This window comes from Rhizobacter fulvus, assembly GCF_964020785.1.
In genome coordinates this window covers 826,299-850,031 of the sequence record NZ_OZ224516.1, presented here as the reverse complement: position 1 = coordinate 850,031, position 23,733 = coordinate 826,299, and the positions used below count along the sequence as shown (strand labels likewise).

Here is a 23,733-nt window from a genome sequence, read left to right as displayed (position 1 = left end):
CCAGAGCGCCGACGCGTTCGGAGTCGGCTTGCCACAATGCGCACGCGGCGCCCTCGCGCCTGTGAAGGACTGCCGATGAAGTCGATTGCCATGCTGGTGGCCGGTCTCGTGCTCGTCGCGCCGACGGGGATCTACGCCGCCGATTCCGCCGCCGCGCCGCGCGTCTCGCTCGAGGGCGGGGCGATCGAAGGCCGCGCGGACGGGCCGCTGTGGCGGTTCGAGGGCATCCGCTATGCGGCGCCGCCGATCGGCGAGCTGCGCTGGCGCGCGCCCCGGCCGGTCGCGCCGTGGAGCGGCACGCTGCCGGCCAGGACGCCCGGCCCGGCCTGCGTGCAGAACCCGCGCGCCTCGAGCGACAACGGCGGTGGCGACGTCGGCGCGATCGGCGAGGACTGCCTGTTCCTCAACGTCGTCACGCCCGGGCTCGCTCCGGAAGCGAAGCGCCCTGTGATGGTCTGGATCCACGGCGGCGCGCTGGTATTCGGGGCCGGCGGCACCCCCGTCTACGACGGCGCACCGCTGGCCCGGCGCGGTGCCGTCTTCGTGTCGATCAACTACCGGCTCGGCGCGCTCGGCTTCTTCGCGCACCCGGCGCTGGCGAGCGAGGGCGGCGACCCGAACTTCGGCCTGCTGGACCAGATCGCCGCGCTGCGCTGGGTGCAACAGAACATCGCGCGGTTCGGCGGCGACCCCGGCAACGTGACGATCTTCGGCCAGTCCGCCGGCGCCGAGAGCGTGCTGGCGCTGTACGCCTCGCCGCTGGCGCGCGGGCTGTTCCACAAGGGCATCGCGCAGAGCCCGTACGGCATCCCGAGCCATCCGCTGGCCAAGGCCCGGATCACGGCGACCCGGGTCGCAAGCGCGCTGAAGCTCGATGGCGCGAACGCGACTGCGGCGGATCTGCGTGCCGTCCCGGCCGACGCCTTCGCCCGGCTCGACGGCCCCGGACTCTCGCTGGCGCCCGGCTTCATCGTCGGCGCCGCGGCGCTGCCGCGCCCGATCCTGACGACATTCCAGCGCGGTGAGGAGGCACCGCTGCCGCTGGTGATCGGCAACACGAGCGACGACGGCAGCGTGGCGATCGCGTTCGGCGTCGATCCCGCTGCGCTCGTGAAGAAGCTCGGGGCGGCGCGCGTCGCGGTGCGTGCGCTGTACCCGCGCACGCTGAGCGACGCGCAACTCGGCCGCGAGACGGCGCGTGACGTGGCCTTCACCGCGTTCGCCCGCCGCATCGCCTATCTGCATTCGAGCCGGGCGCCGACCTGGCGCTATTACTACGGGTACGTCCCCGAGGGGATGCGGACGCGGCAGACCGGCGTGCCGCACGGCGCGGAGATCCCCTTCACGATGGGCACGCTGGACGGCTGCGACTGCCTGGGCGCGCCGGTCACCGCCGGCGATCGGGCGGTGGCGCAGCGCACGAGCCAGCGCTGGTTCGACCTGGCCCGCAGCGGCACGCCGGTGCCGGACGACGCGGACGCCTGGCCGCGCGACGACAGGCGCCGCGCGGTGCTGCTCGAGATCGCCGACGCCGACGCCGTGCGCCCCGACTTCATGAAGCGTCGGCTCGACGTGTTCATCGGCGCGCTGAACGTGCTCGGCGCATTCGGACGCTGATCGACCAACGCGGGGACGCGTCCCGTCAGGCGCCCATCTCGGGGGCTAGCGCTCGATAGAGACGCTGAAACTTTTCGTGACGCGCCCTTAACCGTTCGCTTCGGTCGCGATCGGGCGTGAAGCTGTCGATTACCGGGGGCGCAGTGCACACCGTCGCCACCGCTTCGCCGGTGCGAGCCAGCCGCCCGAGCCGGGCGGCGCCCAGCGCGGCGCCGACATCCGCCCCGCTGCGTCGATCGAGCGTCCTGCCCAGCGCATCAGCGAGCAATTGCGCCCAAGGTGCGCTGCGCGAGCCGCCGCCGACCAGCGTGACGCGGTCGATTCGGGCCCCGCCATCGACGAGTGCCTGCTGGCCGTCCAGGAACGCGAACGCCACCCCCTCGAGCACCGCCTGGGCGAGGTGACCGCGGCCGTGGTCGTGCGTCAGCCCGAAGAACACGCCGGAGGCGTGGGGGTTGTTATGCGGCGTGCGCTCGCCCGACAGATAGGGCAGGAAGAGCGGCAACTCGGCGCCGGCCGGCAGTGCCTGGGCCTGCGCCACCAGCTGCGCCTCGCTGTCGCCATGCACGGCGCCACGCAACCAGCGCAGCGCGCTGCCGGCCGAGAGCATCACCGTCATCTGGTGCCAGGTGGCCGGGAACGCGTGGCAGAACGCGTGCACCGCACCCGCCGGGTTCGGCGAGAACGCGGCGTTGGCCACGAAGTAGACGCCCGAGGTCCCGAGCGACAGGAAGGCCGTGCCGGGTTCGACCACGCCGATGCCGGCCGCGCTCGCCGCGTTGTCGCCCGCGCCGCCGGCGACGACCACGCCGGGTGGCAAGCCGAGCTGCTGCGCGACCGTCGGCAGCACCGTGCCGCTGGCATCGCTGCCCTCGACCAGCCGCGGCATCTGCTCGCGCCGCAGGTGCGTGGCCGCCAGCATCTCGTCGGACCAGTCGCGGCGCTGCACGTCCAGCCACAGCGTGCCGGCCGAATCGGACATGTCCGAGGCGGCCTCGCCGGTCAGCAGCAGCCGCAGGTAATCCTTGGGCAGCAGCACGCGCGCGATTTGGCGAAAGACTGCCGGTTCGTGCGCCTCGACCCACATCAGCTTGGGTGCCGTGAAGCCGGGCATCGCGATGTTCCCGGTGAGGGCGCGGCTGCGCGGCTCGCGCCGTTCGAGCTCGACGCATTCGGCGTGGCTGCGGCCGTCGTTCCAGAGGATCGCCGGGCGCAGCACGCGGTTGCGCGCATCGAGCAGCGTCGCGCCGTGCATGTGGCCGGAGAGGCCGAGGCCGCGGACCGCGGAGAACTCGGCCGGGTGTTCGGCGCGCAGCGCGCCGAGCGCGGCCACGGTGGCGGACCACCAGTCCGCCGGGTCCTGCTCCGACCACTGCGGCTGCGGACGTGCGATCGGTACCGCGCCATGAGCCTGGCCGACGACGCGCCCGGCGGCGTCGACCAGCACCGCCTTCACCTCGGAGGTGCCGAGGTCGATTCCCAGGTCCATGCGTGCGCGATATCCGTCAGTTGACGAAGGTCGTGTCTTTCGGGTCCTGCGGCGGCAGCTTGATCGCGATCGCCTTGAATCGCCCGCTGGTGGCCTCGGTGCCGGCGTGGTGCGTGCCGCGCGGGATCACGATCAGCATGCCGGGCCGGATCTCGCGCTTCTCGTTGCCCAGCCAGGCCGTGCCGGTGCCCTCGACGATGTACTGGATCTCGTCGGCGTTGCTGTGGAAGTGCTTCGCGACATTGCCCATCTGGACGGCGATCGTGCCGTTCGGCGTCGCGACATAGCCCTTGGAGCGCAGATCGGGGTTCGGCGTAGCGCCGAGGTCGGCGTCCTTGAGCCCCGCCACGTCGATGATCATCGGGGTGAGCGCAACCGGCGCGGCGGGCGGCGCGGAGGCCTGGGCGTGCGCGTCCGGCAGCAGCCGCTGCGCGACCGGCGAGAACGCGATGCCGGCGACGAAGGCCAGCGCGACGGGGAGGGCAACAGCAGTTCGCATCAACGTCTCCAAAAGAAAGCCGCGCATTCGCGCGGCCGGATGGTAGGCCGGATCGGCCGGCGGGATCGATACGCTATTTCTTCTTTGTCTTCATGCCGGACGCGTCCGACGAGCCGGACTGCAGCCCTTCGGACATGCCGATCAGCACGCCGCTGACCAGCGCGGCGTAGCCGTCGAGCATCGCCTGCGCGGTCTTCGCGGTCGCGGCGCGGCCGTCGCGCAGCGCGGTCTGCGCCTGCGACATCAGCTGTTCGACCGTCTGCGAGGCCTGGGCGCCGGTGTCGGTGCCCTGCATCTTCATCGCGCTGAGCACGTGTTCCCACGGGCCCTGCATCGGGCCGGCGACGCCTTGCGCCGCCTTGGTCACCGTGGCGAAGAACGTGTCCTCCATCTTCTCGATGTTGGCGAGCGCGCCCTTGAGCTGCTTCTCCTGCAGCCCGGCGCCCTGGTCGACGAACTGCTGCAACGCCTTGCGGTTGGCCTCGACGGCCTGAAGCAGCGCGGCGTCCATGCCGGCGAACGCCTTGGTGAGCAGCGCCTCGACGTCCACCGGGCTGGCGACGTTCTGTGCCGCCCCGGTGCTGGCCGCGGTCGTCACCGTCGACAGCACCTTCTTGATGTTCGCCATCGTCAGCTCGCGGCCCTGCAGCGCCTTCAGCGTCGCGTCGCTGACCGCCTTGCGCAATGCCTCGCCCTGCTTGGCCGTGGCCTCCGAGAACATCTTGACGATCGCGTCCTGGTCGATCCCTGCCTTGATCATTGAATCTCCTCGAGAGTGGAAGAAAGAAGCCGCGTCGACCTCACTGCATGTGCTGGCCGCCGTTGATTGCGATGTTGGCGCCGGTCACGAAGGCGGCTTCCTCCGACGCGAGGTAGATCACCAGGCCCGCGACTTCCTCGGGCTTGCCGAGGCGACCGACCGGAATCTGCGGCAAGATCTTGGTGTTCAGCACGTCCTCCGGGATCGCGGTGACCATCTTCGTGCCGATGTACCCGGGCGAGATCGTGTTGACGGTGACGTTCTTCTTCGCGACTTCGAGTGCGAGCGCCTTGGTGAAGCCGTGCACGCCGGCCTTCGCGGCCGAGTAGTTGGTCTGGCCGAAGGCGCCCTTGCTGCCGTTGACCGAGCTGATGTTGATGATGCGGCCCCAGCCGCGCTCGACCATGCCGTCGGCGACCTGCTTGGTCATGTTGAACAGGCTGTCGAGGTTGGTGCGGATCACCGCATCCCAGTTGACCTTGTCCATCTTCTTGAACGTGGTGTCGCGGGTGATGCCGGCGTTGTTGACCAGGATGTCGACCGCGCCGACCTTGCTCTGTACCTCGGCGACGGCCTTGGTGCAGGAATCGAAGTCGGCCACGTCGCAGGCCACGGCGGTGATGTCGTAGCCGTTCTTCTTCATGTCGGCGACCCACTGGTCGGACTTCGTGTTGCTCGGCGAGTAGGTCACGACGACCTTGTAACCGGCGTCGACCATCTTGGTGGAGATCGTCTCGCCCAGGCCGCCCATGCCGCCCGTGACCAGAACCACGCGTTGTTTCGTTGCCATTTTTTATGTCTCCTTCGGTGAATGAATGTCGGATCGGTCAGACGCTGGAGCGCGTGGCCGGCATGTGGATGTCCTGCTGGTCGAGTTCCGCTTCGGGGTCGTCGGATTCGGTGCCGCTGGTGTTGTCGAGCTCGCGCTTCATGCGGGCCTGGTCGAGGTCGCCGGTCCAGCGGGCCACGACGATCGTCGCGACGCCGTTGCCGATCAGGTTGGTCAGCGCGCGGGCCTCGGACATGAACCGGTCGATGCCCAGGATCAGCGCCAGCCCCGCCACCGGGACGTGGCCGACCGCGGAGAGCGTGGCCGCCAGCACGATGAAGCCGCTGCCGGTGACGCCGGCCGCGCCCTTCGACGTCAGCAGCAGCACCAGCAGCAGCGTGACCTGCTGGGTCACGCTCATCGGCGTGTTGGTGGCCTGCGCAATGAACACGGCGGCCATCGTCAGGTAGATCGAGGTGCCGTCGAGGTTGAAGGAGTAGCCGGTCGGGATCACCAGGCCCACCACCGACTTCTTGGCGCCCAGGTTCTCCATCTTGGCCATCATGCGCGGCAGCACCGACTCGCTGGACGACGTGCCGAGCACGATCAGCAGCTCTTCCTTGATGTACTTGATGAACTTCAGGATCGAGAAGCCGTTCGCCCTGGCGATACCGCCGAGCACGACGAAGATGAAGATCAGGCAGGTCGCGTAGAACGTCGCCATCAGCTGGCCGAGCGACACCAGCGAGCCGACGCCGTACTTGCCGATCGTGAACGCCATCGCGCCGAACGCGCCGATCGGCGCGACCTTCATGATGTAGCCGACGATGCCGAACAGCACGTGCGAAAACTTCTCGATGAAATCGAACACCAGCGTGCCGCGGCCGCCGAACTTGTGCAGTGCGAAGCCGAACATCACGGCGAACAGCAGCACCTGGAGGATCTCGCCCTTGGCGAACGCATCGACCACGGTGCTCGGGATCACGTTCAGCAGGAAGTCGGTGGTCGAGGCCATCTGCCCCGGCTTGGTGTAGGCGGCGATGCCCTTGGTGTCGAGCGTCGCGGCGTCGATGTTCATGCCGACGCCGGGCTTGACCAGGTTGATGACCACCAGCCCGACCACCAGCGCGATGCTGCTGACGATCTCGAAGTACAGCAGCGCCAGGCCGCCGGTCTTGCCGACCTTCTTCATGTCCTCCATGCCGGCGATGCCGACCACGACGGTGCAGAAGATGATCGGCGCGATGACCATCTTGATCAGCTTGATGAAGCCGTCGCCGAGCGGCTTCATGGCCTCGCCGGTGCTCGGGAAGAAGTGGCCCAGCAGCACGCCGATGATGATGGCGGTGATGACCTGGACGTAGAGCGACTTGTACAGCGGCTTGCGGGTCGGGGGGGGCGTTTCCATGCGGGTTCTCATTCGCTTGCGGCAAGTCGGTCCGTGGAGTGTTACCGCGGCGCACACGGCCGCGCAAGAGGGGTTCCACAGGCGCGGCCGGAATTCGCGATCTTGTGCGCCGGCGCGCGGTTGACGCGCGTCAAGGGCCTGACCCCGCCGCGGGGCTAGATTGAGGGGTGGACACGCTGACTGCCCCGCTCGCACCCCTGCCTGCCGATCGCGCGGCGGTGCCGTCGAACCCGCAGGTCACGCACCTGCGCCTGGCGGGCCTGTACTGCGCCGCGTGCGCCGGACCGATCGAGCAGGCCCTGCGCGCCGAACCCGGCGTGATCTCCGCTGACGTGAGTTACGCCGCGCAGCGTGCCATGATCCGCTGGCACCCCGGGGCGACCGAGCCGACGCGCCTGATCGCCGCGGTGGCGCGGGCCGGCTACGGGGCGATGCCCGACCTGGCCGAGCCGGCGCGGGCGCTGCGCGAGCGCGAACAGCGCGCCTCGCTCTGGCGCCTGTTCGTCGCCGCGTTCTGCATGATGCAGGTGATGATGTATGCGGCGCCGGCCTACGTGGCGGCGCCCGGCGACGTGACGCCCGACATGCTGCGCCTGCTGCAGTGGGCTTCCTGGCTGCTGAGCGTGCCGGTGCTGCTGTTCTCGGCCGCGCCGATCCTTCGCGAGGCCGCCGCGGGGCTTGCGCGCCGCCAGGTTCGCATGGACCTGCCGGTGGCGATCGGCCTGGCGGTCACCTTCATCGTCAGCAGCGGTGCCACGTTCGCGCCCGGGGGCGTGTTCGGCCACGAGGTGTATTTCGATTCGCTGACGATGTTCGTGACCTTCCTGCTCGGCGGCCGCTGGCTGACCCTGCGGGCGCAGCACCGCGTCGCCGCCGCGCTGGAGGACGCCTGCGCTCGCCTGCCCGCGCAGGCGCGCCGGGTCCGGCCGGACGGGGGCGTCGAACTCGTCCCGCTCGAGTCGCTCCGCGTCGGCGACGCGGTGCGCGTGTTCGCGGGCGAGGCCTTCGCGGCCGACGGCCCGCTGCTCGAGGGCCGCACCCAGGTCGACGAGGCGCTGCTGACGGGCGAATCGCGGCCGGTCGAGCGGGGGCTGGGCGAGAACGTCGTCGCCGGCAGCCTGAACCTGGCCGCACCGGTGACGATGCGGGTCGAGCGGCTCGGTGCCGACACCCGCTTCGAAGGCATCGTCGCACTGATGCGCAGCGCGCTGACCCAGCGCCCCGCGGCGGTGCAGGCTGCGGACCGGGTCGCGGTGCCGTTCCTGTGGGGCGTGCTGGTCCTGGCGGCAGCGGCGGCGGCGGTGTGGTCGGTGATCGACCCGTCGCGGGCGGTCTGGGTCGCGGTGTCGGTGCTGATCGTCACGTGCCCGTGTGCGCTGTCGCTGGCGGCGCCTTCGGCCTTGCTCGCGGCGGCGGGCGCGCTCGCGAGGCGCGGCATCCTGGTGCGCCGGCTCGACGCGCTCGAGTCGCTCGCCGGCATCGACACGCTGGTCTTCGACAAGACTGGCACGCTCACGCAGCAGCCGATGCGTCTCCAGGCGGTGCATCTGCTGCCCGCCGCGCGCTGTGCGGGGCTGGACGACGCGGACCTGATGCGCCTGGCCAGCACCCTGGCCGCGCAGTCCACCCACCCGCTCGCCCAGGCGCTGGCGCTCGAGGTCGATGCGGTCGACGGCACGACCTGGGTCGACGTCTGCGAGCAGGCGGGACTGGGCGTGCAGGGCCGTGGCCCCGACGGTTCGGTCGCCAGGCTGGGCGCGCGGGCCTGGGTCGATCCGAACGCTGCCGCGCGGCCGGCAGGCGGCGGAATGGAGGTCTGGTTCGGCGACGCGCGCGGCGCGCTGGCCTGCTTCGAGTTCGACGAGCGCCTGAAGCCCGACGCGGCCGCCACGCTCGCCGCGCTGCGCGCCGACGGGCTGCGGCTCCGGCTGCTGTCGGGCGACGCGCCCGAGCGCGTCCAGGCCGTCGCGGCGCCGCTGCGCATCGACGCCGTGCGCGGCGGCGTCACGCCCGAAGGCAAGCTGGCCGAGGTGGCTGCGTTGCAGTCCGAGGGGCGGCGCGTCGGCATGGTCGGAGATGGCCTCAACGACGCGCCGGTGATCGCGCGCGCCGACGTCTCGTTCGCGTTCGCGCAGGGCGCGGCGATCACGCAATCGGGTGCCGACTTCGTGCTGCTGTCGGGCCGCGTGGCCGACATCGCGCTGGCGCGTGACGTGGCGCGGCGCGCGATGCGCGTGCTGCGCCAGAACCTGGGTTGGGCCCTGACCTACAACGCGGTGTGCGTGCCGCTCGCGCTGCTCGGCTGGTTCCCGCCGTGGGCGGCGGGGCTCGGCATGGCGACGAGCTCGCTGTTCGTGGTGCTGAACGCCCTGCGCGTCGGCGGGCGCGGCTGACGCCATGGACATCCTGTTCCTGCTCGTCCCGATGTCGGTGCTGCTGGTCTTCGCGTTGCTGGCACTGTTCCGCTGGGCCCTGTCCTCGGGGCAGTTCGACGACCTGGAGCGTGAGGGCGAACGGATCTTCGAGGCCGCACCGTCGAAGCTTGACGCGGATCAAGGGCCCGGCTGAGCACTCGTTCGACACTCCTTCGAGCCGCCGTTGCGGCATCGAGGAGATGAGTGATGGCGAGTTCGGTTCCAACTGCGGCAGATTCGGCGGGGGCGGTGTATGACGACGGCGCGGTGCGCCTGTTCACGCTCGCCGCGGTCCTCTGGGGCGTGGTCGGCATGGCGGTCGGCGTGCTCATCGCCGCGCAGCTCACCTGGCCCGAACTCAACTTCGGCATCCCGTGGCTGAGCTACGGCCGGCTGCGGCCGCTGCACACCAACGCGGTCATCTTCGCGTTCGGCGGCTGCGCGCTGATGGCGAGCAGCTTCTACGTGGTGCAGCGCACCTCGCAGGTCTCGATCTTCCTGCCCAAGCTGGCGGCGTTCGTGTTCTGGGGCTGGCAGCTGGTGATCGTCGCCGCGGCCATCACGCTGCCGATGGGCTACACCCAGGGCAAGGAGTACGCCGAACTCGAGTGGCCGATCGACATCCTGATCACCATCGTGTGGGTCGCCTACGCGATCGTCTTTTTCGGCACGATAGGGCGCCGCAAGGTGCGCCACATCTACGTGGCGAACTGGTTCTTCGGCTCGTTCATCATCGCGGTGGCGCTGCTGCACATCGTCAACAGCATGGCGATCCCGGTCAGCCTGACCAAGAGCTACTCGGCCTACGCCGGCGTGCAGGACGCGATGGTCCAGTGGTGGTACGGCCACAACGCGGTCGGCTTCTTCCTGACCGCGGGCTTCCTCGGGATGATGTATTACTTCATCCCCAAGCAGGCGGGCCGGCCGGTGTACTCGTACCGCCTGTCGATCGTGCACTTCTGGGCGCTGATCTTCACCTACATGTGGGCCGGTCCGCACCACCTGCACTACACCGCGCTGCCCGACTGGGCGCAGTCGGTCGGCATGGTGTTCTCGCTGGTGCTGCTGGCGCCGAGCTGGGGCGGCATGATCAACGGCGTGATGACGCTGTCGGGCGCCTGGCACAAGCTGCGCGACGATCCGATCCTGAAGTTCCTGATCGTGGCGCTGTCGTTCTACGGCATGTCGACGTTCGAGGGCCCGATGATGTCGATCAAGACCGTCAACGCCCTGAGCCACTACACCGACTGGACCATCGGCCACGTGCATGCCGGGGCGCTCGGCTGGGTCGGGCTGATCTCGATCGGCACGCTTTACTACATGATCCCGCGCATGTTCGGCCAGACCCGCATGTACAGCGTGCGGGCGATCGAAATCCACTTCTGGATCAGTACCCTCGGCATCGTGCTCTACATCGCCGCGATGTGGATGGCCGGCGTGATGCAGGGCCTGATGTGGCGCGCGGTCAACACCGACGGCACGCTCGTGTACAGCTTCGTCGAGAGCGTCAAGGCCACGTTCCCGTTCTACCTCGTGCGGCTCGTCGGCGGCCTGCTGTACCTCAGCGGCATGGGCGTGATGGTGTGGAACACCATCAAGACCGCGCAGGCCGGGCGCTACTTGCCCGTGCGCATCCCGATGGGCCCGGCCGCCGTGCCGAGCGCCGCCTGAGTCCGGAGCCAAACCACCATGTCCAACGTCAATCCATCCACCGGCTTCTCGCACGAGAAGATCGAGACCAGCAACTTCCTGATGATCGTGCTGATCCTGCTGGTCGTCGCGGTCGGCGGCATCGTCGAGATCGTGCCGCTGTTCTTCCAGCGCTCGACCACCGAGCCGGTGCCGGGCCTCAAACCCTACACCTCGCTGCAACTCGCCGGGCGCGACATCTACACCCGCGAGGGTTGCTACAACTGCCACTCGCAGATGATCCGCACGCTGCGCGCCGAGGTGCTGCGCTACGGCCACTACTCGATGGCCGGCGAATTCGTCTACGACCACCCGTTCCAGTGGGGCAGCAAGCGCACGGGACCCGACCTGCACCGGGTCGGCGGCAAGTACAGCGACGAGTGGCATCGCCTGCACCTGGAGAACCCGCGTGACCTGGTGCCCGAGTCGAACATGCCCGCGTACCCCTGGCTCGTGCGCAACAAGCTCGACCCGACGGATGCCGCGCCCCGCATGACCGCGCTGCGACGCGTCGGCGTGCCGTACTCGGACGCCGAGATCGCCGCGGGCGGCGCCGAGCTGACCGGCAAGACCGAGCTCGATGCGCTGGTGGCCTACCTGCAGGTGCTCGGCACCGCTGTGAAGTGAGGATGAGGTGATGGACATCAATGCACTCCGGATCGTCGTGACGCTGCTGTCGTTCGCGGTCTTCATCGGCATCGTCGCGTGGGCCGTCGCGCGCCGCAACGCCGCCGCCTTCTCCGAGGCGGCGCAGTTGCCGTTCGCGGGCGAGGAGTCGCCGCGATGAGCGACTTCACCCACATCGGCTGGTCGATCTTCGTCGGCGCCGCCACCGTCATCGGCCTGCTGGGTTGCCTGTGGCTGCTGTTCGTGGCCTCCAAGCGCACGGTGATGGCGGCGGACAACAGCACCGGCCACGTCTTCGACGAAGACCTGGTCGAGATGAACAACCCGCTGCCGCGCTGGTGGATGTGGCTGTTCATCCTGACGGTGCTGTTCGCCTTCGTTTACGTGGCGCTGTTCCCGGGCCTCGGCAGCCTGCCAGGCAAGCTGGGCTGGACCAGCGACAACGAGGTCGCGGCCGAACAGAAGGCCGCCAACGCCGCGATGGCGCCGCTCTATGCGAGCCTGGCCGCGACGCCGGCCGAGCAGCTGCGCCGCGACCCGAAGGCGATGGCGATCGGCGAGCGCCTGTTCATCAACAACTGCGCCACCTGCCACGGCTCGGACGCCCACGGCAGCAAGGGCTTCCCGAACCTGACCGACGGCGACTGGCTGCATGGCGGCGCGCCCGCCAAGATCGAGGAGACGATCACCCAGGGGCGCGTCGGCATGATGCCGCCGATGGCGGCGGCGGTGGGCACCGCGCAGGACGTCCGCAACGTGGCGCACTACGTGCTGAGCCTGTCGAAAAGCGCGCACAACCCGATCTATGCCGCCGCCGGCCAGCCCAAGTTCGCGGTCTGCGCGGCCTGCCACGGGGCCGACGGCAAGGGCAACACCGCCATCGGCGCCCCCAACCTGACCGACAAGATCTGGCTGCACGGCTGGGGCGAGGACGCGATCGTCGCGATGGTCAACAACGGCAAGACCAACACCATGCCGGCGCAGGCCGGGCACCTGACGCCGGAGCAGATTCACGTGCTGGCGTCTTACGTGTGGAGCCTGTCGCAGCCGGGTTCGCCCACGACGCCGTGAGTTCCGTGTCGAAGCGGGTCATCCCGATCGTCGCGTCGGCGCCTTCGCCGGCGGAGATGGTGTCGCTGTACCAGAGCGAAGCGAAGATCCAGTCGCGCTCGGTCACCGGCTGGTTCGCCGGCTGGCGCTGGGCCCTGGTGTGGGTCACGCAACTGGTGTTCTACGGTCTGCCGTGGCTCGAATGGGGCGGGCGCCAGGCGGTGCTGTTCGACCTGGGCGCCCGCCGCTTCTACATCTTCGGGCTCGTGCTGTACCCGCAGGACTTCATCTACCTGTCCGGGCTGCTGATCCTCTCGGCGTTCTCGCTGTTCCTGTTCACCGCGGTGGCCGGGCGCCTGTGGTGCGGCTTCGCCTGCCCGCAGACCGTCTACACCGAGATCTTCATGTGGGTCGAGCGCCGCTTCGAGGGCGACCGCCAGGCGCGCATCAAGCTCGATGCCGCGCCGTGGAGCACCGGCAAGCTGCTGCGCCGCGGCGGCAAGCAGTTGATGTGGATCGGGATCGGGCTGTGGACCGGCTTCACCTTCGTCGCCTACTTCACGCCCGCGCATGAGCTCTTCGCCGGCGCCATGGCGCTCACGCTCGGCCCGTGGGAGTGGTTCTGGACCCTGTTCTACGGCTTCGCGACCTACGGCAACGCGGGCTACATGCGCGAGCAGGTCTGCAAGTACATGTGCCCGTACGCGCGTTTCCAGAGCGCGATGTTCGACCGGGACACGCTGATCATCAGCTACGACACCGCCCGCGGCGAGCCGCGCGGCTCGCGTGCCCGCGGCGTCGCACCGGCCTCGGTCGGCAAGGGCGATTGCATCAATTGCACGCTGTGCGTGCAGGTCTGCCCGACCGGCATCGACATCCGCGACGGCCTGCAGTACGAGTGCATCGGCTGCACCGCCTGCATCGACGTGTGCAACGGCGTGATGGACAAGATGGGCTACCCGCGCGGCCTGATCCGCTACGCCACGCAGAACGGCATGCAGGGCGGCTGGAGTGCCGCGCGCATGTGGAAGCGCGTGTTCCGGCCGCGGGTGCTCATCTACAGCGGTGTGTTGCTGGCGATCGCGGTCGCGTTCGTGGCGAGCCTGGCGATGCGCGCGCCGTTCCGGGCCGACGTGGTGCGCGACCGCGGTGCGCTCGCGCGCATGGTCGACGACGGGCGGATCGAGAACGTCTACCGCATCCAGCTGATGAACGCGAGCGAATCGCCCCAGCGCTTCCGCATCGTGGTGGACGGCCTGCCGCAGGCGGCCGTGACGATCCGCGGGCCGGTCGAGCTCGGCCCGACGCAGGCACGGTGGGTCCCGGTCGCGGTGCAGATCCCGCCGGAGGTCGCGCAGCAGCTGGGGGCGGGCGCCCACCCGATGCACTTCCGCATTGCGTTGCAGGACGGCCCCGACGCACCGGTGCGTGCGGAGCGGTCGGAAAAATCCACCTTCGTGGTACCACGCTGAAAAGGAACGATGACGCCATGAACGCAATCCTGATTCCCCCGCCCGCAGTGCCCTGGTGGCGCGTCGGCGTGATGTGGCTGTTCGTGGGCGGGCTCGGCACCGTCGTGGTCGCCAGCCTGGCGCTCGTCGGCACGGCGGTCCGCGGCGCGGATCCGGTGATGCAGCAGGTCGCCGCACGCGTGGCGCCGTCCGACCCGGCCGCGGCACCGGCCCTGGTCGGGCGCAACCACGCCGCCTCGCCGCTGCGGCCCCGTCCCGCGCCATGAGCCGACGCGCGCTGCAGATCCTGTGGCCGGCGTTCGCCGTCGCCGCGGTGCTCGAGATGCTCGTGTTCGCGGTGGTCGATCCGGGCGAACTGCATTGGTTCGGCGGCGCGTCGATCGACTGGTCGCAGCAGGCGATCTACACCTTCACCTTCCTGGTGTTCTGGGGGGCGATCTCGACCGCGGGCGCGCTGACGGCGCTGCTCACGATCGAGGCCGACGGCCCCGCCCGCGCTTCCGCGACCGAGGGCGAGTGATCGCCCCGCCTCAGGCCGTGGCGCCCAGCCCGATCGGCGCGGGGACGGCGTTGACGATGCGGGTGAACATCGCGCGGTAGTCGGCCTCCGGCGCGTGGCCGGTGAGCGGGTCACGGTTGGCGGCGAAGGCCTCGTCGAGTTCGGCCCAGTCGGCGTCCGTCAGCGTGCGCCTGGCGAGCGGCAGGATCTCCTGCTCCTCCACGCCCATGTGCGCGAGGTAGAACTCGACATAGCGCTGCGCGTCACGCTCGAACGCCTCGCGCCGCGATTCGCCGAGCATCTCGAACGCCAGCAGGGCATGCTCGAGATCGCGGATGCGGCGCTCGCCGCAGGCGTGGTCGGCATCGAGCCGGTCCAGCAGCTCGCGCGCCAGCGGCGTGCGGGCCCGCAGCTTCGGGAACAGCAGCTGCGACTCGAGGCGGTGGTGGCGCTGTTCCGGAAATTCGTCGACATAGAACAGCATCGCGCGCAGCGCCGCGAAGTCCGGGAGCGTGCCGCGCCGGCGGTGTTCGGCCAGCAGCAACGGGATCGAGCGCAGCATCGCGGCCAGCGCGGCGTGCTCTTCACGGATGATGCGCAGGGTGGGGTGTGGCATGGGACCTCGCGAGTAGGGGAAGGACTGTCCGCAGCGCATGCGCCGACCGGGCCGGTCCATTGTTCTGCCGGCGCGCGCGGCCGCGCTTGATGTCGGTCAAGCCCCGGGCGCTCGGCAGCGCCGACGATCAGCTCCTCGACACACCACGCCGGAGAAGCCTTCATGAAGATCCTCTTGCCCGTGGACGGCAGCGACTACACCAAGCGCATGCTCGCCCACCTCGCCGCCCACGAGGAACTGCTGGGCGCCAGCCACGAGTACATCGCGTTCGTCGCGGTCCCGCCGATCCCGTCGCACGCCTCACGCTTCCTCGACCATGCTTCGCTGAACGCCTGGTACGACGAGCGTGCCGAGGAGGTGTTCAAGCCGATCCGCGCGTTTGCCGCCCAGCAGCACTGGAACCTGCGCACCGCGCACCGCTGCGGTCACCCGGCCGAGGCCATCACCGACTTTGCGGCCGAGGAGAAGGTCGACCTGATCGTGATGGGCACGCACGGCCAGTCGGCCCTGGCCAACATGGTGCTGGGCTCGGTCGCGACCGGCGTGCTCGCCCGCTGCAAGCTGCCGGTCCTGCTGCTGCGCTGAGCGCCCGGCGCGCTCAGCAGGACGTGCTGTTGACGAGCTGGCGCAGGGCCGCCTCGTCGAGCACGCGCAACTGGCGCTGCCGCACTTCGAGCACGCCGTCGTCCTGGAACTTGGAGAAGGTGCGGCTGACGGTCTCGAGCTTCAGCCCCAGGTAGCTGCCGATCTCCTCGCGCGTCATGCGCAGCACCAGCGCGGTCGGCGAGAAGCCGCGTGCCTGCAGCCGCTGCGTGAGGTTGAGCAGGAAGGCGGCGAGCCGCTCTTCGGCGCGCATGCTGCCGAGCAACAGCATCACGCCGTGCTCGCGCACGATCTCGCGGCTCATCACCTTGTGCAGCTGGCGCTGCAGGTCGCCGAACTGGCGCGACAGCGATTCGAGCTGGCCGAACGGCAGCACGCAGACCTGCGAGTCCTCGAGCGCGACGGCGTCGCAGGTGTGGCGCTCGCTGCCGATGCCGTCGAAGCCGAGCAGTTCGCCGGCCATCTGGAAGCCCGTGACCTGGTCGCGGCCGTCCTCCGCGGCGACGCGGGTCTTGAAGAAGCCGGTGCGCACCGCGTACAGCGATCGAAACGCCTCGCCGGCGCCGTAGAGCACCTCGCCGCGCTTGACGGTGCGGCGCGTCTCGACGAGGGCGTCGAGGCGGTCCATGTCGTTCGGCGCCAGGCCGACCGGCAGACACAACTCGCGAAGATTGCAGCTGGAGCAGGCGACCTTCAGGGTCGCCGCCCGGATCGGCACGACTTTGCTGCTGATGCGGCGTTCCGCGGGATCGTCGAGCGGTTCGGCAGGGATGGGCGTGGGCATGCGCCGCAGTGTGCCCGCGGCCCCGGGGTGCTTGTTTGATCGCCGTCAAGGCCCGGATCGCGCTGCAGCGGCACAGTGACCGACCATGGATACCGCCACCCTCGCGGACAGCCCGGTCGTCTCGGCGGAGCTGCTGCGCCGCCTCGACCAGCCCGGCCCGCGTTACACCTCCTACCCGACCGCCGACCGCTTCATCGAAGCGTTCGGTCCCGCGGACTACGAACGCGCGCTGAACTCGCGCATGCAGGGCGCGGTACGCAACGCCGGCGTCGCGCCGCTGTCCCTGTACGTGCACATCCCGTTCTGCGAATCGCTGTGCTACTACTGCGCCTGCAACAAGATCATCACGAAGCACCACGAACGCGCAGCGCCGTACCTGAAGGCGCTCGAGGCCGAGATCGGCCTGCACGCGGTCGAGCTCGGGCTGCATCAGCCGGTGTCGCAACTGCACCTGGGCGGCGGGTCGCCGACCTTCCTGAGCGACCAGGAACTGTCCGGTCTGATGGCGATGCTGCGCCGCACCTTCGCGATTTCCGCCAGCGCGGAGATCTCGATCGAAGTCGACCCGCGCACCGCCGACCCGCAGCGCCTGCGTCACCTCGCAGCGCTCGGCTTCAATCGCCTGAGCCTCGGCGTGCAGGACTTCGACCCCGCGGTGCAGGCCGCGGTGCACCGCGTGCAGAGCTTCGACAGCGTGCGCCGGTTGCTCGAGTCGGCCCGGGCGCTGAACTTCCGTTCGACCAACGTCGACCTGATCTACGGCCTGCCGCGCCAGACGCCCGCCTCGTTCGCGCGCACGATCGACCAGGTCTGCGCGCTGCGCCCGGACCGGATCGCGCTGTATGCCTACGCGCACCTGCCGCAGCGCTTCAAGGCGCAGCGCCGGATCGACATCGCCGCGCTGCCGCCCGCACCCGACAAGATCGCGATGCTGGCGCAGGCGATCGAGGGCTTCGGCGCCGCCGGCTATGTCTACATCGGCATGGACCATTTCGCATTGCCGGACGACCCGCTCGCAGTGGCCAGGCGCCAGGGCCGGCTGCACCGCAACTTCCAGGGCTACAGCACCCAGCCCGACTGCGACCTGATCGGCCTGGGCGTGTCGGCGATCGGCAAGATCGGCGCCACCTACAGCCAGAACGCGAAAACGCTGGAGGAATACCAGGACGCGCTGGCACAGCACACCTTCCCGGTCGTGCGGGGTCTGGCGCTGAGCCGCGACGACCTGCTGCGCCGCGCGGTGATCATGGCGCTCATGTGCCAGGGCCGGGTGGAGTTCGAGTCGATCTCGCTGTCGCACCTGGTCGACTTCCGCCGCACCTTCGCGGCCGAACTGGCGGCGCTGCAGCCGCTCCAGGCCGAAGGGCTGGTCACGATCGACGCCGATGCGATCGACGTGACGCCGCTGGGCTGGTATTTCGTGCGCAGCATCGCGATGGTGTTCGACCGGCACCTGCAGGCCGACCGTGCCCGCGACCATTATTCCCGCGTGATCTGATGGCCGACGCCGCGCTCGCCGCCACCGCGCTGCTGATGGGACTGGCCGGCGGTCCGCACTGCGCCGCGATGTGCGGTGCGGCGCAGACGGGGCTCACCGCGCCGGGCGGCCCGCGGGCCGTGGTCGCGCTGCAGCTCGGCCGTGTGGCGGGCTACGCCGCCGCCGGCGCGCTGGTGGCGGCGAGTGTCTCGGCCCTGGCCGGCTGGGGCAGCGCCGCGCCGGTGCTGCGTCCGCTCTGGAGCCTGCTGCACGTGGCCGCCATCGCGCTCGGCGGCTGGCTGCTGTGGCAGGGGCGCGCGCCGGTCTGGCTCGCGCAGCTCGGCACCCGCGCCCGCGACGCCGGCCCGCCCGGCACGGTGCGTTTCCACCCGCGCGGCGCGACGGGCTTGCCGTGGCGTCCGGCGATGGCCGGCGCCTGTTGGGCGGCGATGCCGTGCGGGCTGCTGCAATCGGCGTTGATCGTCGCGGCGCTCGCGACCGGGCCGTTGCAGGGCGCAGGCGTGATGGCCGCGTTCGGCCTCGCGTCGGCGGCCAGCCTGGCGCTGGTGCCGTGGGTCTGGCGGCGGCTCGCGCTCCGGCGCGGCGCGCTGATCCGGCCGACCTTCGCGGTGCGCCTGGCGGGTGCGTTGCTGGTGGGCAGCTCGGTGTTCGCGCTGGCACACGGCCTGGCCGACGAGATCGACCGCGCGATCTGCGCGACGCTCAGCCCGGCATGAACGCGCCGTCCAGGCCTTTCGGCACGCGCTCGAACAACGCGGCGGCCGGAACGGGCGGCTCGAGGTCGAACACCTCGTCGAGCACGCGCGCCAGGTCGGCCGCGTCCGCGAGGCGCCGCACCTGCGTCGCTCCGTCGTGCATGCGCAGCGTCAGCTTGTCGTTGAGCAGGCTGGCGCGGCACGCGGCGGTCAGCCGCTCGAGCCGCAGGTTGTGGCAGAAGACCGAGCTGGGATGCGTGCCGGTGAACCAGTTCAAGGGCTCGTAGTCGACCGGCAGGTGCGGTTCGCGCGTGAACCGGTAGACCGGCGTCCAGCCGGCGGGCAGCTCCGCCTCGAGGGTGAAGGTCTCGCCGTCCTGCGCGATGCGTTCGGTGCCGCCCGGGGTGCGCTGCACCAGCCCGGGCACGAAGCGCAGCGGTGCGCCGAGCAGGTGGCCGCCGAAGCCGACATCGGCGAGGAAGGCGTCCTGCGGCGCAGCGGGCAGCGTCACGGTCAGCAGCATGTGGCTGCGCGCGCGGACCGCGGCACCGGGCGCCGCCATCCAGACCACGCGCGCCGCGAGCGACGTGACCGCGAAGCCGAACTCGATCAGCGCCAGCCGCAGCAGCGCGTTCTGCTCGTAGCAGTAGCCGCCGCGCCGGCGTGCGACCAGCTTGGCCTGCAGCGCCGCCGGCGCCAGCAGCGGGGCGCGGCCGAGGAACGCGTCGAGGTTCTCGAACGGAATCGCGGCCGTGTGGGCCGCGCAGACGGCGTTCAGCGCGGCGAGGGTGGGCTCGCGGGGGCCGGTGTAGGCGATGCGGTGGCAGTAGGCGTCGAGGTCGATCATCGGAGCGCGTCGTCGAGGTTCGTCAGGCCCGTGACGATACGCCCCGGGCCGAGCGAACCCTCGAAGCCCGAGCGCCGCATCAGCGACCGCGGCTGCTCGTTGACGTTCGCCAGCACCAGCACGATGCCGCGACGCTCGAGCGTGCGCTGCAGCTGCTGCAGCGCGTCGATGCCCGACGCGTCGACCAGCACCAGCCGGCTCGCCTCCAGCACCAGCCCGCGGGTGCCGGGCGGCAGCAACGCCGGCAGGCTCTCGATGCCGCCGACCGCGCCGAAGAACAGCGAACCGTAGAGCGCGCGCACCTGAACGCCCTCGGGCAGGGTCTCGCCCGGAGCGGTCACGTGCGGCAGCACGCTGAACAGCATGCTCATGCGGTAGATGAAGAACACGCAGGCCAGCACCAGGCCGACCTCGACCGCGACGGTCAGGTCGAAGATCACCGTCAGCGCGAACGTGCCGACCAGGATCAGGCGGTACGACGTGCTGAAGTGGCGCAGCCGCGCGAACTCGTGCCACTCGCCCATGTTCCAGGCGACGAACAGCAGGATGCCGGCCAGCACCGCAAGCGGCACCGCCGAGGCCAGCGGCGCCGCCACCAGCACGACGACCAGGATCACCAGCGCATGGACGATCCCGGCGACCGGGCTGGTCGCGCCGGCGCGCACGTTGGTCACAGTGCGCGCGATCGTGCCGGTCGCCGGGATGCCGCCGAAGAACGGCGTGACGAAGTTGGCCACGCCTTGCGCCATCAGTTCCTGGTTCGGGTCGTGGCGCGGGTGGTCGATCAGGTTGTCGGCGACGCGCGCGCAAAGCAGCGACTCGACCGCGCCGAGCAGCGCGATGGTCAGCGTCGGGATGAACAGCTGCTTGGCCGTCTCCCACGTGAAGTCGGGCAGCGCGAAGTGAGGCAGCGCGGCGGGGATGCCGCCGAAGCGTGTGCCGATCGTCTCGACCGGCAGGTCCAGCACGGCCGCCAGTGCACTGAGCGACACCAGCGCCACGATCGGCCCGGGCGTGCGCGCCGCGACCCGCAGCGGCGCGCCGGCCACGTGCGGGGCCAGCGACAGCCGCTTCAGCGATCCCCCGGCCGAAAATCCGCGCGTCCACACGAACAGGCCGACGACACAGGCGGCGCCGAGCGCGAACGCATACGGGTTGAAGCTGCCCAGGTGCTGCGCCAGCGTGTGCACCAGCGCGAAGAAGTCGCCCGGGAGCTTGCCGGCGATCGTCAGCCCGAGCAGGTCGCGCAGCTGCGAGATCGCGATCAGCACCGCGATGCCGTTGGTGAAGCCGATGACGATCGGCACCGGCACATAGCGCACCAGCGCCCCGAGCCTGAACAGGCCGAGCACGAACATCAGCACGCCGGCGAGCGAGGTGGCGATCAGCAGGTTCGCCAGGCCGTAGCGCTCGACGATGCCGTAGACGATGACGATGAACGCGCCGGCCGGCCCGCCGATCTGCACCTGCGAGCCGCCGAGCGCGGAGATCAGCAGGCCGGCGATGATCGCGGTGAACAGGCCCTGTTCGGGCTTGACGCCCGAGGCGATCGCGAACGCCATCGCCAGCGGCAGCGCGACCACGGCCACGGTGACACCCGCGCCGGCATCGGCGGCGAAGCGCGACGCGTCGTAGCCCTGCAGCGCATCGAGCAGGCGCGGCCGGAACCGATGCAGGGACTGGGCGAAGCGGGGCAGGGCCATACGGTGTCGGCCCAGTCTGGCACGGCGACTTGCGCCGGCCTTGATCTGCGTCAGTTCGGCAGGCGCGTCTTCGCTTCGCGGGCGAGCTTGGCGCGACAGGTCGCGCGGTCCTGCGGATCCTGCTGCGCCTCGCAGCGGGCCGCGCTGTCGTCGACCGAGCCGGCGGTCGGCGGCGGCGTCGTGCCGCGGCGCACGCGCGGCTCGGGCTTGGCCGGCGGCGGGTTCTTGCCGAACGGGATCGTCAGCTGCGGCGTGACGGGCCGCTCGGGGCTCAGGTCGCCGGGCGCCGTCGCGCGCTTGCCGGTCTCGGCCGGCGTGCGCAGGCGTGGGCCGAGCGGGCCGGACGCCGGCGCGCGGGGCCCCGAGGCGGCGCTGGGCGGCAGGTCCGGCAGCGGGGCGGGCGCCGACGCGGGGGACTGCGCCATTGCCGACGCACCGGCCCAGGTGGCGACCACGAGGGCACGGCGGAGCAAGGTCATGGGTGTGGTCATCGATCGTCCTTGCACGGCGCAGCGCCGTGTGACGGGATGATGCGCCGCCCGCGTGCGGCGTGCCGTAGGACGACCCGCTGTCGGGAGATCGGCGCCCGGCCGCTCAGAGGCGCCGTGCGTCGGCCGGCAGCGTGACCCCGGCCGCCTCGAGCGCGCGCGCGACGTCACCGCGGCTGAGTGGCTTGATCAGCGGCATCGCGATTCCGGCGAGCGCGGCGCGCACCCGGTCCGCCGGATCGAGCTCCTCCGCGACCATCAGCACCGCCGGACCGGCGTGCCCGGGCGGGCCCGGCAACTCGCGGGCTTGTGCGAGCAGTGCGACGCCGGCGTCGTCGAGCTCGATGTCGAGGAAGATCGCCGCGAACGGGTGGTCGTTCATCAGTTCGGCCGCCGCGTCGATCTCGCCGACGCTGCGCGCCACGAAACCGAACTTCTCGAGCAGGCGGCACAGGTGCGCGGCGTCGATCTCGTCGTCGTCGAACACCAGCACGTCGCGCAGCGGATCGCCGGGCGGCATGGCGGCACGCGCGCTGGCGAGCCGGGCCCGGCGCGCGGCGGCGCGGGCGGCCGCACGTGCCGCCCTGCGCAAGGCCGCGTTCGAAGCGGCCTCGTCCGGCGGCGGCGCAGCCGGCGTAGCCGGCGCTGCGGGGGCCGGCACGATGTCGATCTCGATGTCCAGGACCTCGTCGTCCAGCACCGGCAAATCGCTGACCGGCAACTCGCTGACGATCGGGTCCGGCAGTTCCTCGGCCCGGCGCTGCGCCACGGTCCGCCGCGCGGTCAGCTGGTCGAGCGTGCGCAGGATCCGGCGCGGATCGATCGGCCGCGGCAGGTGCGAGGCTGCGCCGTCGGGCGCGTCGCCGCCGACGAACACCGATTGCGCGACCCGGCCCGACAGCACGACGCCCTTGACGGCAGGTTGGGAATCGGCATCGACCACCGCGAAATCGGCGTCCGACAGCGCATCGACCAGGTCGTAGGTCGATTCATGGAATTCGTCCGGGTGCTGGAACGAAAACTGCATGGCCCGGTGCTCGAATTCGCTGAATCCGCAGAGGGCGATCCGGTATCTCATGGGCGGCAGGGGGCTCCGGTCTCGAAAAAGGGACGGCTGGCAGGACACGCGACGCAGTCCAGGCAGGCAGGATACGCAATGTAGCGGGCGAATGTCATCCCCGGCGCTTCATCACCAAGGAGTTCGGATGTTCTACGGATTGACCTGGCTCGGCACGATCCACACCGCGATCAGCCTGATCGCAGTCGCCGCGGGCCTCGTGGCGCTGTGGCGCTGGCGCGAGATCACGCTCGACCAGGGCGTGGGCAAGCTCTACGTGGTGACCACGTTGCTCACCTGCCTGACCGGCTTCGGCATCTTCCAGCACGGCGGCTTCGGCAAGCCGCACGTGCTCGGCATCGTCACGCTGGTGGTGCTGGCGCTCGCCTGGGCCGCCGGCCGCGGCGCATTCGGGCGCTGGTCGCGGATCGTCGAGGTCGTGAGCTACTCGGCGACCTTCCTGTTCCACGGGATCCCGGCCATCACCGAGACGACCACGCGGCTGCCGCTCGGTGCACCGCTGCTGCCCAACGCCGAGGCGCCGGAGCTGGTGAAGGCGACCGGCGTGCTGGTGCTGCTGTTCCTGATCGGCGCGACGCTGCAGGTGCGGCGGCTGCGCAAGGCTGCCGCCTAGTCGGCGCCCGGGTCGGCGCGCGGCGTGCGCGCCAACAGCGCGTCGTAGACCTCCTGGATCGAGCGCAGTCCGAGCGCCTCCTCGAGTGTCTGATAGCGCTGCTCGATCAGCGGGATCAGCTTCTGCGCGGTGCGCCGGCTGCGTGGCGTCAGCGACACCTTGACGCGGCGCTGGTCGTGCGCCATGCGCTCGCGCGTCACGAGGCCGGTCTCTTCCATGCGCGCCAGCACGCCGACGATGCTGGGGCTGGAGATCGAGCACGCCTCGCACAGCTGGCGCGGCTCGAGCGGGCCCTGCTCGACGATTTCGCGCAGGATGCGCCACTGCTGCTCGGTCAGGCCCTGTTCGGCCAGCAGCGGGCGGAAATGCGCCATCAGGGTCTCGCGCGCGCGCAGCAGCAGGTGGGGCAGATTGCGGTGACGCAGCGCGGCGGCAGGCATGGCAGGCGGTTGTTTGCTCACATCGCAGTGTAAATCGGGTTGTCCCGGCGCACCCATCCCGGGAAACTACCGAGA

26 protein-coding genes are annotated in these 23,733 nt (G+C 70.6%); 14 read left to right on the top strand and 12 right to left on the bottom strand.

All coding sequences use genetic code 11. The annotated features are described in order from the left end of the window. The first annotated feature begins 75 nt into the window (after positions 1-75). A complete protein-coding gene (locus ACWH49_RS04180; protein ID WP_448170313.1) occupies positions 76-1,617 on the top strand; it encodes a carboxylesterase/lipase family protein in 1,542 nt (513 codons plus the stop codon). Positions 1,618-1,642: 25 nt separating this feature from the next. Here ACWH49_RS04180 and xylB read toward each other — a convergent pair whose 3' ends face one another. From xylB to ACWH49_RS04155, 5 genes are all read right to left on the bottom strand, one after another. Continuing rightward, a complete protein-coding gene (xylB, locus tag ACWH49_RS04175; protein ID WP_448170312.1) occupies positions 1,643-3,106 on the bottom strand; it encodes a xylulokinase in 1,464 nt (487 codons plus the stop codon). Positions 3,107-3,122: 16 nt separating this feature from the next. Continuing rightward, positions 3,123-3,605: a cupin domain-containing protein gene (locus ACWH49_RS04170; RefSeq protein ID WP_448170311.1), complete on the bottom strand. Its 483-nt coding sequence runs from the start codon at positions 3,603-3,605 to the stop codon at positions 3,123-3,125. Positions 3,606-3,678: 73 nt separating this feature from the next. Continuing rightward, on the bottom strand, positions 3,679-4,365 hold the full coding sequence (locus tag ACWH49_RS04165) for a DUF6781 family protein (RefSeq protein WP_448170310.1): 687 nt from the start codon (positions 4,363-4,365) through the stop codon (positions 3,679-3,681). Between the two features lie 40 nt (positions 4,366-4,405). Next, positions 4,406-5,155, bottom strand: coding sequence for an acetoacetyl-CoA reductase (gene phbB, locus ACWH49_RS04160; RefSeq protein WP_448170309.1), 750 nt, complete (start codon positions 5,153-5,155; stop codon positions 4,406-4,408). Positions 5,156-5,192: 37 nt separating this feature from the next. Beyond that, positions 5,193-6,542, bottom strand: coding sequence for a dicarboxylate/amino acid:cation symporter (locus tag ACWH49_RS04155; RefSeq protein ID WP_448170308.1), 1,350 nt, complete (start codon positions 6,540-6,542; stop codon positions 5,193-5,195). Between the two features lie 167 nt (positions 6,543-6,709). Here ACWH49_RS04155 and ACWH49_RS04150 point away from each other — a divergent pair, with 167 nt between their 5' ends. The 9 genes from ACWH49_RS04150 to ACWH49_RS04110 are packed head-to-tail and all read left to right on the top strand — an operon-like array spanning position 6,710 to position 14,314. Next, complete coding sequence (locus ACWH49_RS04150; RefSeq protein ID WP_448170307.1) at positions 6,710-8,935, top strand: heavy metal translocating P-type ATPase; 2,226 nt, start codon at positions 6,710-6,712, stop codon at positions 8,933-8,935. Between the two features lie 4 nt (positions 8,936-8,939). Further along, positions 8,940-9,110: a cbb3-type cytochrome oxidase assembly protein CcoS gene (ccoS, locus tag ACWH49_RS04145; protein WP_448170306.1), complete on the top strand. Its 171-nt coding sequence runs from the start codon at positions 8,940-8,942 to the stop codon at positions 9,108-9,110. A 53-nt stretch (positions 9,111-9,163) separates the two neighbouring features. Then, positions 9,164-10,627, top strand: a complete 1,464-nt coding sequence (gene ccoN / locus ACWH49_RS04140) for a cytochrome-c oxidase, cbb3-type subunit I (RefSeq protein WP_448170305.1) — start codon at positions 9,164-9,166, stop codon at positions 10,625-10,627. A gap of 18 nt (positions 10,628-10,645) precedes the next feature. Continuing rightward, on the top strand, positions 10,646-11,272 hold the full coding sequence (ccoO, locus tag ACWH49_RS04135; protein WP_056464730.1) for a cytochrome-c oxidase, cbb3-type subunit II: 627 nt from the start codon (positions 10,646-10,648) through the stop codon (positions 11,270-11,272). 10 nt (positions 11,273-11,282) lie between these two features. Then, on the top strand, positions 11,283-11,432 hold the full coding sequence (locus ACWH49_RS04130; protein WP_056464727.1) for a cbb3-type cytochrome oxidase subunit 3: 150 nt from the start codon (positions 11,283-11,285) through the stop codon (positions 11,430-11,432). Then, a complete protein-coding gene (gene ccoP, locus ACWH49_RS04125; RefSeq protein ID WP_448170304.1) occupies positions 11,429-12,343 on the top strand; it encodes a cytochrome-c oxidase, cbb3-type subunit III in 915 nt (304 codons plus the stop codon). The genes ACWH49_RS04130 and ccoP overlap by 4 nt, the downstream gene beginning before the upstream one ends. A 56-nt stretch (positions 12,344-12,399) precedes the next feature. Then, entirely contained in the window at positions 12,400-13,794 is a 1,395-nt protein-coding gene (gene ccoG / locus ACWH49_RS04120; protein ID WP_448174300.1) for a cytochrome c oxidase accessory protein CcoG, read from the top strand. 17 nt (positions 13,795-13,811) lie between these two features. Beyond that, positions 13,812-14,060: a nitrogen fixation protein FixH gene (locus tag ACWH49_RS04115; RefSeq protein WP_448170303.1), complete on the top strand. Its 249-nt coding sequence runs from the start codon at positions 13,812-13,814 to the stop codon at positions 14,058-14,060. Next, a complete protein-coding gene (locus ACWH49_RS04110) occupies positions 14,057-14,314 on the top strand; it encodes a hypothetical protein (RefSeq protein WP_448170302.1) in 258 nt (85 codons plus the stop codon). Before ACWH49_RS04115 ends, ACWH49_RS04110 begins: the two co-directional genes overlap by 4 nt. Positions 14,315-14,324: 10 nt before the next feature. Here the strand turns inward: ACWH49_RS04110 and ACWH49_RS04105 are convergent, their stop codons facing one another. Then, positions 14,325-14,909, bottom strand: coding sequence for a hemerythrin domain-containing protein (locus ACWH49_RS04105; RefSeq protein ID WP_056464719.1), 585 nt, complete (start codon positions 14,907-14,909; stop codon positions 14,325-14,327). A gap of 162 nt (positions 14,910-15,071) precedes the next feature. Here ACWH49_RS04105 and ACWH49_RS04100 point away from each other — a divergent pair, with 162 nt between their 5' ends. Continuing rightward, on the top strand, positions 15,072-15,494 hold the full coding sequence (locus tag ACWH49_RS04100) for a universal stress protein (RefSeq protein WP_448170301.1): 423 nt from the start codon (positions 15,072-15,074) through the stop codon (positions 15,492-15,494). A 13-nt stretch (positions 15,495-15,507) separates the two neighbouring features. Here ACWH49_RS04100 and fnr read toward each other — a convergent pair whose 3' ends face one another. Beyond that, the gene (gene fnr / locus ACWH49_RS04095) at positions 15,508-16,296 is read right to left on the bottom strand and encodes a fumarate/nitrate reduction transcriptional regulator Fnr (RefSeq protein WP_448170300.1); all 789 of its coding nucleotides are present in this window, start codon (positions 16,294-16,296) and stop codon (positions 15,508-15,510) included. An 85-nt stretch (positions 16,297-16,381) separates the two neighbouring features. Between fnr and hemN the strand changes: the two genes are divergently transcribed. Further along, complete coding sequence (gene hemN, locus ACWH49_RS04090) at positions 16,382-17,794, top strand: oxygen-independent coproporphyrinogen III oxidase (protein WP_448170299.1); 1,413 nt, start codon at positions 16,382-16,384, stop codon at positions 17,792-17,794. Next, complete coding sequence (locus ACWH49_RS04085) at positions 17,794-18,510, top strand: sulfite exporter TauE/SafE family protein (protein WP_448170298.1); 717 nt, start codon at positions 17,794-17,796, stop codon at positions 18,508-18,510. The genes hemN and ACWH49_RS04085 overlap by 1 nt, the downstream gene beginning before the upstream one ends. On the opposite strand, the gene ACWH49_RS04080 is transcribed toward ACWH49_RS04085, so the two are convergent. The 4 genes from ACWH49_RS04080 to ACWH49_RS04065 all read right to left on the bottom strand — a co-directional run bounded on the left by ACWH49_RS04080 (position 18,497) and on the right by ACWH49_RS04065 (position 22,554). Then, positions 18,497-19,336: an arylamine N-acetyltransferase family protein gene (locus ACWH49_RS04080; RefSeq protein WP_448170297.1), complete on the bottom strand. Its 840-nt coding sequence runs from the start codon at positions 19,334-19,336 to the stop codon at positions 18,497-18,499. The genes ACWH49_RS04085 and ACWH49_RS04080 overlap by 14 nt on opposite strands. Further along, positions 19,333-21,039 (bottom strand): SulP family inorganic anion transporter, encoded by a 1,707-nt coding sequence (locus ACWH49_RS04075; RefSeq protein ID WP_448170296.1) that lies wholly within the window; start codon positions 21,037-21,039, stop codon positions 19,333-19,335. Before ACWH49_RS04075 ends, ACWH49_RS04080 begins: the two co-directional genes overlap by 4 nt. Before the next feature lie 50 nt (positions 21,040-21,089). Beyond that, positions 21,090-21,518: a hypothetical protein gene (locus ACWH49_RS04070; protein ID WP_448170295.1), complete on the bottom strand. Its 429-nt coding sequence runs from the start codon at positions 21,516-21,518 to the stop codon at positions 21,090-21,092. 115 nt (positions 21,519-21,633) lie between these two features. Beyond that, on the bottom strand, positions 21,634-22,554 hold the full coding sequence (locus ACWH49_RS04065) for a response regulator (RefSeq protein WP_448170294.1): 921 nt from the start codon (positions 22,552-22,554) through the stop codon (positions 21,634-21,636). Between the two features lie 178 nt (positions 22,555-22,732). Between ACWH49_RS04065 and ACWH49_RS04060 the strand changes: the two genes are divergently transcribed. Continuing rightward, positions 22,733-23,218 (top strand): hypothetical protein, encoded by a 486-nt coding sequence (locus tag ACWH49_RS04060; RefSeq protein ID WP_448170293.1) that lies wholly within the window; start codon positions 22,733-22,735, stop codon positions 23,216-23,218. On the opposite strand, the gene hpaR is transcribed toward ACWH49_RS04060, so the two are convergent. Beyond that, positions 23,215-23,658, bottom strand: coding sequence for a homoprotocatechuate degradation operon regulator HpaR (gene hpaR / locus ACWH49_RS04055; protein WP_448170292.1), 444 nt, complete (start codon positions 23,656-23,658; stop codon positions 23,215-23,217). The two genes, ACWH49_RS04060 and hpaR, sit on opposite strands and share 4 nt — an antisense overlap. Positions 23,659-23,733 lie beyond the last annotated feature (75 nt).

Bases quoted from the DNA above. Each gene is read 5' to 3' on its own strand.
- ACWH49_RS04180 (WP_448170313.1), top strand. From the start codon at position 76: ATGAAGTCGATTGCCATGCTGGTGGCCGGTCTCGTGCTCGTCGCGCCG.
- xylB (WP_448170312.1), bottom strand. From the start codon at position 3,106: ATGGACCTGGGAATCGACCTCGGCACCTCCGAGGTGAAGGCGGTGCTG.
- ACWH49_RS04170 (WP_448170311.1), bottom strand. From the start codon at position 3,605: ATGCGAACTGCTGTTGCCCTCCCCGTCGCGCTGGCCTTCGTCGCCGGC.
- ACWH49_RS04165 (WP_448170310.1), bottom strand. From the start codon at position 4,365: ATGATCAAGGCAGGGATCGACCAGGACGCGATCGTCAAGATGTTCTCG.
- phbB (WP_448170309.1), bottom strand. From the start codon at position 5,155: ATGGCAACGAAACAACGCGTGGTTCTGGTCACGGGCGGCATGGGCGGC.
- ACWH49_RS04155 (WP_448170308.1), bottom strand. From the start codon at position 6,542: ATGGAAACGCCCCCCCCGACCCGCAAGCCGCTGTACAAGTCGCTCTAC.
- ccoS (WP_448170306.1), top strand. From the start codon at position 8,940: ATGGACATCCTGTTCCTGCTCGTCCCGATGTCGGTGCTGCTGGTCTTC.
- ccoN (WP_448170305.1), top strand. From the start codon at position 9,164: ATGGCGAGTTCGGTTCCAACTGCGGCAGATTCGGCGGGGGCGGTGTAT.
- ccoO (WP_056464730.1), top strand. From the start codon at position 10,646: ATGTCCAACGTCAATCCATCCACCGGCTTCTCGCACGAGAAGATCGAG.
- ACWH49_RS04130 (WP_056464727.1), top strand. From the start codon at position 11,283: ATGGACATCAATGCACTCCGGATCGTCGTGACGCTGCTGTCGTTCGCG.
- ccoP (WP_448170304.1), top strand. From the start codon at position 11,429: ATGAGCGACTTCACCCACATCGGCTGGTCGATCTTCGTCGGCGCCGCC.
- ccoG (WP_448174300.1), top strand. From the start codon at position 12,400: ATGGTGTCGCTGTACCAGAGCGAAGCGAAGATCCAGTCGCGCTCGGTC.
- ACWH49_RS04115 (WP_448170303.1), top strand. From the start codon at position 13,812: ATGAACGCAATCCTGATTCCCCCGCCCGCAGTGCCCTGGTGGCGCGTC.
- ACWH49_RS04110 (WP_448170302.1), top strand. From the start codon at position 14,057: ATGAGCCGACGCGCGCTGCAGATCCTGTGGCCGGCGTTCGCCGTCGCC.
- ACWH49_RS04105 (WP_056464719.1), bottom strand. From the start codon at position 14,909: ATGCCACACCCCACCCTGCGCATCATCCGTGAAGAGCACGCCGCGCTG.
- ACWH49_RS04100 (WP_448170301.1), top strand. From the start codon at position 15,072: ATGAAGATCCTCTTGCCCGTGGACGGCAGCGACTACACCAAGCGCATG.
- fnr (WP_448170300.1), bottom strand. From the start codon at position 16,296: ATGCCCACGCCCATCCCTGCCGAACCGCTCGACGATCCCGCGGAACGC.
- hemN (WP_448170299.1), top strand. From the start codon at position 16,382: ATGGATACCGCCACCCTCGCGGACAGCCCGGTCGTCTCGGCGGAGCTG.
- ACWH49_RS04085 (WP_448170298.1), top strand. From the start codon at position 17,794: ATGGCCGACGCCGCGCTCGCCGCCACCGCGCTGCTGATGGGACTGGCC.
- ACWH49_RS04080 (WP_448170297.1), bottom strand. From the start codon at position 19,336: ATGATCGACCTCGACGCCTACTGCCACCGCATCGCCTACACCGGCCCC.
- ACWH49_RS04075 (WP_448170296.1), bottom strand. From the start codon at position 21,039: ATGGCCCTGCCCCGCTTCGCCCAGTCCCTGCATCGGTTCCGGCCGCGC.
- ACWH49_RS04070 (WP_448170295.1), bottom strand. From the start codon at position 21,518: ATGACCTTGCTCCGCCGTGCCCTCGTGGTCGCCACCTGGGCCGGTGCG.
- ACWH49_RS04065 (WP_448170294.1), bottom strand. From the start codon at position 22,554: ATGCAGTTTTCGTTCCAGCACCCGGACGAATTCCATGAATCGACCTAC.
- ACWH49_RS04060 (WP_448170293.1), top strand. From the start codon at position 22,733: ATGTTCTACGGATTGACCTGGCTCGGCACGATCCACACCGCGATCAGC.
- hpaR (WP_448170292.1), bottom strand. From the start codon at position 23,658: ATGCCTGCCGCCGCGCTGCGTCACCGCAATCTGCCCCACCTGCTGCTG.